This is a genomic window from Enterobacter sp. BNK-16 (assembly GCF_048684955.1).
In the GTDB taxonomy this organism is placed as follows: domain Bacteria; phylum Pseudomonadota; class Gammaproteobacteria; order Enterobacterales; family Enterobacteriaceae; genus Enterobacter; species Enterobacter bugandensis.
In genome coordinates, this window is the sequence record NZ_JBLQTQ010000001.1 from 1,502,795 (window position 1) to 1,513,925 (window position 11,131).

The 11,131-nt window shown below is 60.7% G+C and carries 15 protein-coding genes; all 15 read right to left on the minus strand.

Annotated elements, in window-relative coordinates; genetic code table 11:
- Positions 1-4: 4 nt before the first annotated feature.
- Positions 5-439, minus strand: coding sequence for an aminoalkylphosphonate N-acetyltransferase (gene phnO, locus ACMGGH_RS07190; RefSeq protein ID WP_232949045.1), 435 nt, complete (start codon positions 437-439; stop codon positions 5-7).
- Entirely contained in the window at positions 432-983 is a 552-nt protein-coding gene (phnN, locus tag ACMGGH_RS07195; protein ID WP_028015204.1) for a ribose 1,5-bisphosphokinase, read from the minus strand. Before phnN ends, phnO begins: the two co-directional genes overlap by 8 nt.
- On the minus strand, positions 980-2,116 hold the full coding sequence (phnM, locus tag ACMGGH_RS07200) for an alpha-D-ribose 1-methylphosphonate 5-triphosphate diphosphatase (protein ID WP_136344147.1): 1,137 nt from the start codon (positions 2,114-2,116) through the stop codon (positions 980-982). The genes phnN and phnM overlap by 4 nt, the downstream gene beginning before the upstream one ends.
- The gene (gene phnL, locus ACMGGH_RS07205) at positions 2,113-2,793 is read right to left on the minus strand and encodes a phosphonate C-P lyase system protein PhnL (protein ID WP_192972035.1); all 681 of its coding nucleotides are present in this window, start codon (positions 2,791-2,793) and stop codon (positions 2,113-2,115) included. The genes phnM and phnL overlap by 4 nt, the downstream gene beginning before the upstream one ends.
- Positions 2,794-2,802: 9 nt before the next feature.
- Positions 2,803-3,558 (minus strand): phosphonate C-P lyase system protein PhnK, encoded by a 756-nt coding sequence (gene phnK, locus ACMGGH_RS07210; protein WP_045261067.1) that lies wholly within the window; start codon positions 3,556-3,558, stop codon positions 2,803-2,805.
- The gene (phnJ, locus tag ACMGGH_RS07215) at positions 3,555-4,400 is read right to left on the minus strand and encodes an alpha-D-ribose 1-methylphosphonate 5-phosphate C-P-lyase PhnJ (RefSeq protein WP_041911512.1); all 846 of its coding nucleotides are present in this window, start codon (positions 4,398-4,400) and stop codon (positions 3,555-3,557) included. Before phnJ ends, phnK begins: the two co-directional genes overlap by 4 nt.
- Positions 4,393-5,457, minus strand: coding sequence for a carbon-phosphorus lyase complex subunit PhnI (locus ACMGGH_RS07220; RefSeq protein WP_232949046.1), 1,065 nt, complete (start codon positions 5,455-5,457; stop codon positions 4,393-4,395). The genes phnJ and ACMGGH_RS07220 overlap by 8 nt, the downstream gene beginning before the upstream one ends.
- Positions 5,457-6,041, minus strand: coding sequence for a phosphonate C-P lyase system protein PhnH (gene phnH, locus ACMGGH_RS07225; RefSeq protein ID WP_045630769.1), 585 nt, complete (start codon positions 6,039-6,041; stop codon positions 5,457-5,459). The genes ACMGGH_RS07220 and phnH overlap by 1 nt, the downstream gene beginning before the upstream one ends.
- Entirely contained in the window at positions 6,038-6,490 is a 453-nt protein-coding gene (gene phnG / locus ACMGGH_RS07230) for a phosphonate C-P lyase system protein PhnG (protein ID WP_028015211.1), read from the minus strand. Before phnG ends, phnH begins: the two co-directional genes overlap by 4 nt.
- Positions 6,491-7,216, minus strand: coding sequence for a phosphonate metabolism transcriptional regulator PhnF (phnF, locus tag ACMGGH_RS07235; protein WP_041911508.1), 726 nt, complete (start codon positions 7,214-7,216; stop codon positions 6,491-6,493).
- 20 nt (positions 7,217-7,236) lie between these two features.
- On the minus strand, positions 7,237-8,016 hold the full coding sequence (gene phnE, locus ACMGGH_RS07240) for a phosphonate ABC transporter, permease protein PhnE (RefSeq protein WP_048957485.1): 780 nt from the start codon (positions 8,014-8,016) through the stop codon (positions 7,237-7,239).
- 51 nt (positions 8,017-8,067) lie between these two features.
- Positions 8,068-9,084, minus strand: a complete 1,017-nt coding sequence (gene phnD / locus ACMGGH_RS07245) for a phosphonate ABC transporter substrate-binding protein (RefSeq protein WP_194386878.1) — start codon at positions 9,082-9,084, stop codon at positions 8,068-8,070.
- Positions 9,085-9,107: 23 nt separating this feature from the next.
- Positions 9,108-9,896: a phosphonate ABC transporter ATP-binding protein gene (gene phnC, locus ACMGGH_RS07250; RefSeq protein WP_041911507.1), complete on the minus strand. Its 789-nt coding sequence runs from the start codon at positions 9,894-9,896 to the stop codon at positions 9,108-9,110.
- A 136-nt stretch (positions 9,897-10,032) separates the two neighbouring features.
- The gene (yjdN, locus tag ACMGGH_RS07255) at positions 10,033-10,470 is read right to left on the minus strand and encodes a VOC family metalloprotein YjdN (RefSeq protein WP_232949047.1); all 438 of its coding nucleotides are present in this window, start codon (positions 10,468-10,470) and stop codon (positions 10,033-10,035) included.
- A gap of 81 nt (positions 10,471-10,551) precedes the next feature.
- A complete protein-coding gene (locus ACMGGH_RS07260) occupies positions 10,552-10,887 on the minus strand; it encodes a zinc ribbon domain-containing protein YjdM (RefSeq protein WP_047366881.1) in 336 nt (111 codons plus the stop codon).
- Positions 10,888-11,131: the final 244 nt, after the last annotated feature.

Sequence of the window (11,131 nt, forward strand, 5' to 3'; positions counted from 1 at the left end):
ACCTCTACAGCGGTTTGGTGAATCGAAAATGGCTCTGCGTATATCCCTCACGAACGTAAAAACGGTGCGCGTCCGTGCGCTTCACGCTGGTGGAGAGTTCGGTCAGCTCGGCACCTGCCTGCCTCGCGATGTCCTCCGCCCATGCCAGCAGCTTGCTTCCAATCTTTAACCCGCGCGCCTGCGGCATCACCACCAGCTCCTGGATCTCGCCGATCCAACGGGCATGGTGCAGGTGAAACTGCATGTGCAGGCCGATCATGCCGACGACATTTCCGTCCAGCTCGGCAAGCTGGTAGCGCATGTTGTGATCCTGCAGATTGGCAAGATAACCGGCGTGAAACGCCTGGTGGTCAAATTCACACTGCTTAAGCTCGCAGATCAGAGCGTAAACGTTTTGCGCGTCGTCGGCGGTGGCGGGGCGAAGCTGGCAGTCAGGCATGCTGTCTCTCCTTCTGGCGAATAAGCGATAAAAAGGTCTCGACTGACTGTAGCAAACTTCCGTCGTTATTGAGGACGTGACAGCCCGACGGAGTGTAGCGCGCCGCGCGCTCAAGGCGCTGGTCGATCTCACGCGCATTTTCGCGCCCCCGGCTTTGCAGGCGGCTGCGCAGAATATCCGGAGAAACCTGCAGGCAGACCGGCAGCAGCGCCGCTTCGTACCGGGCTTTGGCCTGCGGCAGATGTGCGCGCGAGCCGTTAACCAGCACGTCGAAGCCCGCGTGCAGCCAGAGGTCGATCTCGATGCCGACGCCGTAATAAAAGCCGTTCGCGTGCCAGCTCAGCGCCAGCAGATTTTGCCCGGCGCGGGTAAAAAACTCCTGCTCGCTCAGGGCGATATGGTTTTCACTGCCAGCGTTCGCCGCGCGGGTAATGTAGCGGTGCGCCACCAGCAGCTGTGAATGTTCCCGCTGCCGTAACGCCGACAGCAGGCTGTCTTTTCCCGAGCCGGACGGGCCCATTAACCAGATGAGTCTTCCCATCAGAACACCCTTTTTCCCTGACGCCAGACGTGATCGATATGAACGTGCTCGCCCTTGCGGTGCGCCAGCACCAGATCCGCCCGTTTGCCTTCGGCAATCTCACCGCGGTCGTGAAGGTTGAGCGCGCTGGCGGGGTTTTTCGTCACCAGTCGAATCGCCTGCGGCAGCGTAAAGCGGTTGTCCTCGTCGTCTGCAACGCGGAAGGCCGCGTCCAGCAGGCTGGCGGGGTAGTAGTCAGACGAGAGGATATCCAGCAGGCCGAGGGAAGCGAGTTTGCTTGCCGCCACGTTGCCGGAGTGCGATCCGCCGCGCACGATGTTCGGCGCGCCCATCAGCACGTTCATGCCGTGTTTGCGCGATGCCTCTGCCGCCTCGAACGTGGTGGGAAATTCGGCGATCACGCTGCCAAGCTGGTGGGATTCGCGCACGTGATCGTGCGTGGCGTCGTCATGGCTGGCCAGCGCGATATTCCGGTCCCGACACATCGCGGCAATGGAGAGGCGGTTCGGCTGCGACCATTGTGCCGCAAGCGCCAGCTGCTCTTCTTCGTAGCGCGCCATCTCCGCGTCGTTGAGCGAGTATTTGCCCTGATAGTATTCACGGTACTTTTCAATGTTGGCGAACTGGCGCTGCCCCGGGGAGTGATCCATCAGGGAGACCAGCGAGACCGGCTCGCGCCCGACCAGCTTTTCAAACAGCGGCAGGGTGGTGTGGTGCGGCAGCTCGCAGCGCAGGTGCAGGCGGTGCTCGGCGCGGTTGAGGCCGCGCTTTTGCGTCTCCTCCACGGCGTTGATCATCTTTTCCAGATTTTCCAGACGATCGCCGCCGTCGCGCACGTCGCCGATCGCCACCGCGTCCAGCACCGTGGTGATGCCGCTGGCGACCATCAGCGCGTCGTGGCTGCTCATTGCCGAATGGGCGGGCCAGTCCACCTTCGGGCGCGGGGTGAAGAATTTATCCAGATTATCGGTATGCAGCTCAATCAGCCCCGGCAGCAGCCAGCCGCCGTCGCCGTCCATCGCCTCCGGGGAGCGACTCTGTGTTTCGGCAAACGCGCGGATGACGCCGTCCCGGACCTCAATCGAGCCGTTTACGACCTCATTTTCCAGCACCAGCCTGACGTTATTGATAATCATGCGTTTGTCCCCATCGGGTGCAGCCTGTCCGCCACGCGGGTGCGTACGGCGTCGTCGTGGAAGATCCCGACGATCGCCGCGCCGCGCGCTTTGGCCTGTTCGATCAGATCCATCACCGCTGCGCTGTTTTTAGCGTCGAGCGAGGCGGTGGGTTCATCCAGCAGTAAAATCGGATAGTCGACGATAAACCCGCGCGCGATATTCACGCGCTGCTGCTCGCCGCCGGAAAAGGTCGACGGGGCGAGGTGCCACAGGCGCTCCGGCACGTTGAGGCGCGTCAGCAGGCTGGCGGCCCTGGCGGCGCAGGTTTCGCGCGGCACGCCAAGATCCAGCAGAGGCTGCATCACCACGTCCAGAGCGGAGATCCGCGGGATCACCCGCAGGAACTGGCTAACCCAGCCGATCGTTGAGCGGCGCACTTCCAGCACCTTGCGCGCCGGGGCCTGAACCAGATCGACCCACTCTTCGTTATGGCGAATATGGATGTGGCCTTCGTCCGGTAAATAGTTGGCGTACAGGGAGCGCAGCAGGGTCGATTTACCGCTGCCGGAGTGGCCGTGCAGCACCACGCATTCACCCTGACTCACCTCTAGTGAGGCGTTTTGCAGCACCGGCAGGCGCACGCCATTTTGCTGGTGGAGCACAAAGGTCTTACTGACATTTTCAACGTGGATCATGTTGGCCTCTTAATTCTGTAATACCGACGACACCAGCAGCTGGGTGTACGGATGATGCGGGTCGTCGAGCACGCGGTCGGTCAGCCCACTTTCCACCACCTGACCCTGCTTCATCACCAGCAGGCGGTCCGCCAGCAGGCGCGCAACGCCCAGATCGTGGGTGACAATCACCACCGCCAGGTTCAGCTCCACCACCAGGCCGCGCAGCAGGTCGAGCAGGCGGGCCTGCACGGAGACGTCCAGCCCGCCGGTCGGTTCATCCATAAACACCAGCTTTGGATGGGTGACCAGATTGCGGGCAATTTGCAAACGCTGCTGCATACCGCCGGAAAAGGTGGTTGGCAGGTCGTCAATGCGCGAGGCGGGGATCTCAACCTCCTCCAGCCAGTGCTGTGCGGTGGCGCGGATGTTGCCGTAGTGGCGCGCGCCGGTGGCCATCAGCCGTTCGCCGATATTGCCTCCCGCCGACACCTGACGGCGCAGGCCGTCCATCGGGTGCTGATGCACCACGCCCCACTCGGTGCGCAGCAGGCGACGGCGCTCGGCCTCGCTTATGTCGTAGAGGGAGCGTCCCTGATACAGGATCTCGCCGTGTTGCGGCGTCAGACGCGCGGAGATGGACTTCAGCAGGGTGGTTTTGCCGGAGCCGGACTCGCCGACAATGCCCAGCACTTCGCCCGGCCACAGCTCGAACGACACGTCGCTGAAGCCTTTTCCCGGCGCATAAAGGTGGGTCAGGTTATTAACCGAAAGCAGCGGTTTCATTGGCCGTTCGCCTCGCTCTGTTGGCGGCAGTAATCGGTGTCGGAGCAGACAAACATCCGTTTGCCCGTATCGTCCAGCACCACTTCATCGAGATAGCTGTGTTTGGATCCGCAGATGGCGCACGGCTCGTCCCACTCCTGCACCGTAAACGGGTGATCGTCGAAATCGAGGCTTTCGACGCGGGTATAGGGCGGTACGGCGTAGATGCGTTTTTCACGTCCGGCACCAAAGAGCTGCAGGGCAGGCATCATGTCCATCTTCGGGTTATCGAATTTTGGGATCGGCGACGGGTCCATGACGTAGCGCCCGTTAACCTTCACCGGGTAGGCGTAGGTGGTGGCGATATGGCCGAAGCGGGCGATATCTTCATACAGTTTGACCTGCATGATCCCGTACTCTTCCAGCGCGTGCATGGTGCGGGTCTCGGTTTCGCGCGGCTCGATAAAGCGCAGCGGTTCCGGGATTGGCACCTGGAAAATCAGAATCTGATCTTCCGTCAGCGGAGTCTCCGGAATGCGGTGGCGGGTCTGGATCAGCGTCGCGTCTTCGGTTTTTTCGGTGGTGTTGACGCCCGTCACGCGCTTAAAGAAGTTGCGGATCGACACGGCGTTGGTGGTATCGTCCGCGCCCTGGTCGATAACCTTCAGCACGTCCGCTTCGCCAATCACGCTGGCGGTGATCTGAATGCCGCCCGTGCCCCAGCCGTACGGCATCGGCATTTCACGGCCACCAAACGGCACCTGATAGCCGGGGATCGCCACTGCCTTAAGGATGGCGCGGCGGATCATGCGTTTAGTTTGCTCATCCAGATAGGCAAAGTTGTAGCCGCTTAAGTTAGCCATTGGCGCGCTCCCGTTGCAGGCGTTTCAGCAGTTCCAGTTCGGCCTGGAAATCGACGTAGTGCGGCAGCTTGAGGTGCGAGACAAAGCCTGCGGCCTCGACGTTGTCCGCGTGGGCCAGCACGAACTCTTCGTCCTGCGCCGGGCCGGCAATGTGCTCGCCGTAGTCCGGCGCCTGCAGGGCGCGGTCAACCAGCGCCATCGCCATTGCCTTGCGCTCGCCGAGGCCAAACACCAGCCCGTAGCCGCGGGTAAAATGCGGGTCTTCATTCTCTGGCGCGACGAAACCGTTGACCATTTCGCACTCGGTCATCAGCAGTTCGCCGACGTTCACCGCAAAACCCAGCTCTTCCGGCACGATTTCGACGTCGAGATAGCCGCTGCGGATCTCTGCCGCGAACGGGTGGTTGCGCCCGTAGCCGCGCTGTGTGGAGTAGGCCAGCGCCAGCAGATACCCTTCGTCGCCGCGCATCAGCTGTTGCAGACGGGACGAGCGTGAGCACGGGTAGACCGGCGGCGTGCGGGTGACGTCGTCCGGCGTGGCGCCAGTGTCTTCTTCCGCTTTCGCCAGCCCCTGGTTTGCCAGCAGGCTGAAGACGTGCGGAGACGGTTCCTGTTCGACATCTGAAGTGCTGAGCGTTGGGGCTTCGCCGTTCGCCAGCAGCGTGAAGTCCAGCAGACGATGGGTGTAGTCGTAAGTCGGGCCAAGCAGCTGGCCGCCGGGAATGTCTTTATAAACGGCAGAGATTCTGCGCTCCAGGCGCATTTCCGTCGTGTTCACCGGCTCGCTGACTGCCAGACGGGGAACGGTGGTGCGCCAGGCGCGCAGCAGGAAGATGGCTTCCACGTTATCGCCGCTGGCCTGCTTCAGCGCCAGCGCTGCAAGCTCGCGGTCAGCAACGCCGCCCTCGGTCATCACACGGTCAACCGCGAGGTTAAGCTGTTGCTCAATCTGGGCGACGCTCAGCTCGGGAAGCTGTTCATCGCCCCGGCGTCTGTGCTCCTGTAAGGCATGGGCGGCGGCGATCGCCTTTTCGCCTCCTTTGACGGCTACGTACATCAGCACACCTCCACGTGGGTAGTCCGCGGGATTGCCAGAAGGCGCTCGCCGCAGGTCAGGATCAGGTCAATGCCGAGCGGGAACGGGTGCGGGCGCTCGGTCAGCTCATGGATAATGCACTCCGGCAGCTGCGGCGCGACCATGCGCTCGTCGGCGATGCCTGCGCCCGTCAGGCGAAGCATGCGGCCGCCGCTCAGGCTGGAGACCTGCAAAATCAGCGTGGCGCTGGTTTCCGGTGCGACGGCGCTGCCTTCGCTCAGGGCGTTAAGCTGTTCATGGCTGATCTGTTCGTCGGCCACGGCAAAGACCGCCTGCTGGGGCTGATCGACCAGCGGCGCGCTGGTGTGAAAGCGCAGGTTCTGGCTGGCGATATCGTTCAGCAATGCGCCTGACAGCCATACCGGGGTGTCGTTGTCCGCCAGCGTCAGCAGCACGCTGGTGGAGGCGAGGTTCAGCGGCAGCCAGCCCTGCGAGAGCTGGTGCAAGGAGACAATCACCCCCGGCTCGCTCATGGCCTTCAGCAGGCGACGGAAACTCTGTTGGGCATCCTGGACGGCCAGGGTAAAAGCAGGTTGAAGCGTCATGCGTTGTCTCCGCGAACGAGCGTAAAGAAGTCGACCCGGCTGGTGTTCACTTCGGCCTGACGCGCGGCAAGGCGTGCGGCGCGGTCGGCTTCCAGCGGGGCAATAAGGGTTTCCATTAACGTCTGGAAATGCGGGTGTTCCTGTAAAAGCGCGTCGATCACCGCGCAGCGCTCGGCGTGCGTTTTGTCTCGCCCAAGTACGTAGCTATAGCCCAGCGTGCCGCTGTTAAGGCGGATAGCCGCGCGGGTGAGGGTGGCATCGCCGGCGAAGAAGCGCTCGCCGGTGCCGCCCATGCGTGCCTGGATCTGCACCAGACCGATCTCCGGCGCGCGGATCGTGTCGTAGTCCGGCGTCAGGCCGAGTGCGTTCATGCGGGCGGCCAGCGCAGCAGGCTGGCTATGGGCCAGCACGCGCATCCAGCGCTGTCGGGTGGAGGTGTCGAAGTGCATTCAGTGCTCCATGGTGAATTCAATCATGTCGGCGCGGGTCAGGCTGACGGAGTATTCCGTCGCGTTGATCTCGCCGTCACGGTGGTTGAGGGTGCGCACGCAGAGCAGGGGGGCCATGTTGGGGATCTCCAGCACCTTGCTCTCTTTCGCCTGTGCACGGCGGGCGCTGATGCGCGTCTGGGTGCGTTTGAGCGCGATACCCGTCGCGTCCTGAAGGAAATCATGCAGGGAACCGCTGGCGAAATGTTGCAGCACGGGCCAGAGGGTGAGGTCCGCGAAGTAGTGGTCGATCTGGCAGACCGCCACGCCGTTGACCCGGCGCAACGTACGCAGGTGTACGACGTTGTCACCCTCCTGAATCCCGAGCGCGTCCGCCACGTGGCGGGAGGCCGGGCGCAGTACCGAGAGCAGCTTTTCGCTGGTCGGATGGCTGCCCTGATCCAGCAGGTTCTGGCTAAAGCGCGCCTGGGCGTTGAGCGGGTAGTCAAACGGGCGCATCAGCACCAGCACGCCGACGCCCTGACGGCGCTGGACCCAGCCGCGCTCCACCAGCTGGTCAATGGCGCGGCGCAGGGTGTGGCGGTTCACTTCGTAGCGGTCGGCAAGCTGCTGCTCGGCGGGCAGGTAGTCACCGCAGCGGTAGTGCGTGCGCAGCTCCACTTCGAGCCTGGCCGCAATCTCTTGCCAGCGGGTAGGGTAACTGGTCGGATGTCTGGATAAGTGCATACCAATCAAAGCCTCGCTAATCAGATGAAGTGCTTACGCAAGCGTTGAGAGAGAAAATCCAGCAGGCTGACGGTGACGATGATAAGCACCATCAGGGCGCAGGTTTGCTGGAACTGGAAACCGCGAATCGCTTCCCACAGGGTGACGCCAATCCCGCCTGCGCCCACCATGCCGACCACGGTGGCGGAGCGAACGTTGGACTCGAAGCGGTACAGGGAGTAGGAGATCAGCAGCGGCATCACCTGCGGCAGGACGCCGTAGAGGATCTCTTCGATTTTGTTGGCGCCCGTTGCGCGGATGCCTTCCACCGGGCCGGGCTCGATGGCTTCGACCGCTTCCGAGAGCAGCTTGGAGAGCACGCCGGTGGTGTGGATGAACAGTGCCATCACGCCGGCGAACGGACCCAGGCCAACGGCGACCACGAACAGCATCGCAAAGACCATTTCGTTGATGGCGCGACAGGCGTCCATCAGGCGACGCATCGGCTGGTAAACCCACCACGGTACGATGTTTTCGGCGCTCATCAGGCCGAACGGAATGGAGAGAACGACGGCGAGGGCGGTGCCCCAGACGGCGATTTGCAGGGTGATGGCCATTTCGCTGAGGTAGTCCTGCCACTGGCTGAAATCCGGCGGGAAGAAGTCGGCGGCGAAGGTCGCCATGTTGCCGGAATCTTTGAAGAGCAGCAGCGGATCCATCTCCGCGCCCTTCCAGGAGATAACGAGTACCGCCAGCAGGAAGGCCCAGCTTATGAGCGAGAACCAGCTGCGCTTCGGCGGCGGGAGGGTGATGGTTTGCATGTTGGCTCCTTAATCTGTTCTCCCTCTCCCCCAAGGGAGAGGGGACTTGTGTTACTGCACCGCTTTATTCACGCTCGTCATCGCACCCAGCGCGGCGGTCAGGCGGTCGAGGTCTTCCAGCTGGGCCTGGATTTCAGAGACTTTGCTGGTCTTCTCCTCTTCCTTCAGCCCTTTGTTGTCCTTCACGGCCTGCATCTGCTTAAACAGCGCCAGCTGGCGAATCGGGACCAGCTGCAGATCGCTGGACGGGCGGAACGGTGCCCAGCCCAGACGTTCCAGAACCGCTTTCTCTTCCGGCGTTTTGCCGTAGTTCATAAAGAAGTCGTAGACCTTGTCCTTGGTGCTTTCGGAGAGATTTTTGCGCCAGACGATCGGGTCGCCGGGGATCAGCGGGGATTTCCAGATGACCTTCAGCTCTTTCAGCTTGTCAGGCGCGGAAATTTTCAGCTTGTCGAGGTTTTCGGTGTTGTTGGTGGCAACGTCCACCTGCTTGTTCGCCACGGCCAGCGCGTTGGTTTCGTGGCTGGCGTTGACGGTGCGCTTAAAGTCGCTGGCGGAGATGTTGTTTTTCGCGAAGACGTAGTAGCCAGGGACGAGGAAGCCGGAGGTGGAGTTCGGATCGCCGTTACCAAAGGTCAGATCTTTGCGTTTGGCGATCATGTCGTTGAGGTTGTTGATCGGGCTGTCCTTGTTGACGATCAGCACGCTCCAGTATCCTGGAGAACCATCTGCCGCAACGGTCTGGGCAAAGACCTGACCGTTGGCGCGGTCCACCGCTTCCATGGCGGAAAGGTTGCCGTACCAGGCGATGTCCACTTTGTTAAAGCGCATCCCCTGGATGATGCCCGCGTAGTCCGGGGCGAAGAAGGCGTTCACTTTGATCCCCAGTTTGGTTTCCATATCTTTCAGGAACGGTTCCCACTGCGGCTTCAGGTTTTGCTGTGATTCCGTTGAAATGATGCCAAAGTTCAACGCTTTTTCCTGCTCTTCGGCGTACGCCGGGCTTAACAGGGTGCTGATGCTGAACATGCTGGTGAAGGCCAGCGCGGCAACGGCTTTGTAGTTCATTTCCATTCCTCGTTATCGGGGCGTTAAGCAGCCTGCGCGCGTTCTTCGACGCGGTTTACGCTGCGGTAGAGATGGTCAAAACGTTCGTTATCAAACTGGTGGCTGGCGCCATCGAAGAACACGTGGCCCTGACGCAGGGCGACGATGCGCTCGCAGTAGCGCAGGGCGTAATCCACCTGATGCAGCGTCACCACCACGGTGATGCCGTCGTTCTGGTTGATGTCGCGCAGGGTTTCCATCACGATGCGGGCCGACTCCGGATCCAGCGAGGCGATGGGCTCATCGGCGAGAATTATTTTGGCTTTCTGCATCAGAGCGCGGGCGATAGCGACGCGCTGCTGCTGCCCGCCAGACAGCGTGGACACGCGCTGGTGGGCGAAGTGCGCCATGCCGACGCGGGTCAGCGCCTGTAAGGCTTCCTGCTTCTGTGATGGGGAGAACCAGCGCAGGCAGGTGCGCCAGAACGGGGTGCTGCCGAGCGCGCCAATCAGCACGTTCTCCAGCACCGTCAGGCGGTTCACCAGGTTGAACTGCTGAAAGATGTAGCCCGTCCGGGCGCGGCTTTTGCGAATATCGCTCGCCAGACGGCCCGCATGCTGCACGGTGTTACCCAGCAGCTCGACGCGGCTTTCCGGCGTTTTATCGCAGGTAATAAGGCCACTTAAGTGACGCAGAAGGGTGGATTTTCCTGAACCGGACGGCCCCAGCAGCGCCACCATTTCGCCCTGCTGGACGGTCAGATCAACGGCATGCAGCGCCTTGTTGTGATTGAAGGTCTTGCTCAGTTTCTCGACGCGGATGACAGTGTGCATGTGCTGGGCCTCACGATAAATGTGGCCTCATGCTGGCGCATCAATATGACATTTGGGTTAAGTGCAGGTTGCGGGAGTTTGAAGAGTTGAGGGGAGTTTGATGACAGGCGGAGGCAGACCGCCTACCGCCCGAAAATTAGTGCTGCTGCTTAACGACGTTAATCATCCACGGCACGCCGTACTTGTCGGTGACCTTACCGAAGCCGTGCGCCCAGAAGGTTTCCTGCCAGGCCATGTCGATATTCCCGCCATCGGCAAGGTTGTCGAACCAGCGCTTGCCTTCTGACACATCCTGCGTGTCGAGCACCAGCGTGAAGCCCGCGTACTCTGCGCTGCTGCCCGGCGGCAGCCCGTCGCTCATCATGATATCGCTGCCCGCAATGCGAACGTTGGAGTGAGCGATAGCCGAATCCGGAAACTGCATGCCGGACGGACAGCCTTCTTCGCTGTTATCGCTTTTTGGCATTTCGCCGAAGGTGATTTTATAGAGGAGTTCTGCGCCGACGGCTTGCTGATAGAAGGCGGTAGCCTCTGCACAGTTGCCGGCAAAAGAGATGTAGGGACTTAACGGCATAATCTTTACCTCACGTAAGAAAAGCCCGTTAAGTGTAGTTCCCGAAAGCCCGGTAAGCGAAGCGCTACCGGGCGGGTTAAATCAGTTCTTTTTCACGAACTCAGATTTCAGTTTCATCGGACCGAAGCCGTCAATTTTGCAATCGATATTATGATCGCCTTCCACCAGACGGATATTCTTCACTTTGGTGCCGATCTTCAGCATGGAAGAGCTACCTTTCACCTTAAGATCTTTCACCACGGTGACGCTGTCGCCATCCGCCAGCAGATTACCGTTGGCATCTTTGACGATCAGTGCATCAGCGTCCTGCGCTGGCTCGGCATCATTCCATTCGTGTGCACATTCCGGGCAGATGAACATGCCATTATCTTCGTAGGTGTATTCAGAATTGCATTTTGGGCAGTGTGGGAGTTGCATGTCGGTATCCTCAAAAGTGTTAACGCGCTGGAAAGTGCCAGCTAAATGACGGCAGAGTGCCGAAAAAGGCGGCAAGTATAACGCAAATCCACACTTTTGTCGGTGCTATTGTGAATTTAAAAAACGCAGAAAATGTGTTGCGAGTGACACTTACTGTCAGTCAGCTAAGCGATGCTAACGTCATTAACACGGTGGAAAGAGAAGTCGCTAAATATATCGAATATTTTATTGCGGCAAATTGCTA

Excerpts from the sequence above, each read along its gene's own strand:
- phnO (WP_232949045.1), bottom strand. The coding sequence starts at position 439 with ATGCCTGACTGCCAGCTTCGCCCCGCCACCGCCGACGACGCGCAAAAC.
- phnM (WP_136344147.1), bottom strand. The coding sequence starts at position 2,116 with ATGATTATCAATAACGTCAGGCTGGTGCTGGAAAATGAGGTCGTAAAC.
- phnL (WP_192972035.1), bottom strand. The coding sequence starts at position 2,793 with ATGATCCACGTTGAAAATGTCAGTAAGACCTTTGTGCTCCACCAGCAA.
- phnK (WP_045261067.1), bottom strand. The coding sequence starts at position 3,558 with ATGAAACCGCTGCTTTCGGTTAATAACCTGACCCACCTTTATGCGCCG.
- phnJ (WP_041911512.1), bottom strand. The coding sequence starts at position 4,400 with ATGGCTAACTTAAGCGGCTACAACTTTGCCTATCTGGATGAGCAAACT.
- ACMGGH_RS07220 (WP_232949046.1), bottom strand. The coding sequence starts at position 5,457 with ATGTACGTAGCCGTCAAAGGAGGCGAAAAGGCGATCGCCGCCGCCCAT.
- phnH (WP_045630769.1), bottom strand. The coding sequence starts at position 6,041 with ATGACGCTTCAACCTGCTTTTACCCTGGCCGTCCAGGATGCCCAACAG.
- phnG (WP_028015211.1), bottom strand. The coding sequence starts at position 6,490 with ATGCACTTCGACACCTCCACCCGACAGCGCTGGATGCGCGTGCTGGCC.
- phnF (WP_041911508.1), bottom strand. The coding sequence starts at position 7,216 with ATGCACTTATCCAGACATCCGACCAGTTACCCTACCCGCTGGCAAGAG.
- phnE (WP_048957485.1), bottom strand. The coding sequence starts at position 8,016 with ATGCAAACCATCACCCTCCCGCCGCCGAAGCGCAGCTGGTTCTCGCTC.
- phnD (WP_194386878.1), bottom strand. The coding sequence starts at position 9,084 with ATGAACTACAAAGCCGTTGCCGCGCTGGCCTTCACCAGCATGTTCAGC.
- phnC (WP_041911507.1), bottom strand. The coding sequence starts at position 9,896 with ATGCACACTGTCATCCGCGTCGAGAAACTGAGCAAGACCTTCAATCAC.
- yjdN (WP_232949047.1), bottom strand. The coding sequence starts at position 10,470 with ATGCCGTTAAGTCCCTACATCTCTTTTGCCGGCAACTGTGCAGAGGCT.
- ACMGGH_RS07260 (WP_047366881.1), bottom strand. The coding sequence starts at position 10,887 with ATGCAACTCCCACACTGCCCAAAATGCAATTCTGAATACACCTACGAA.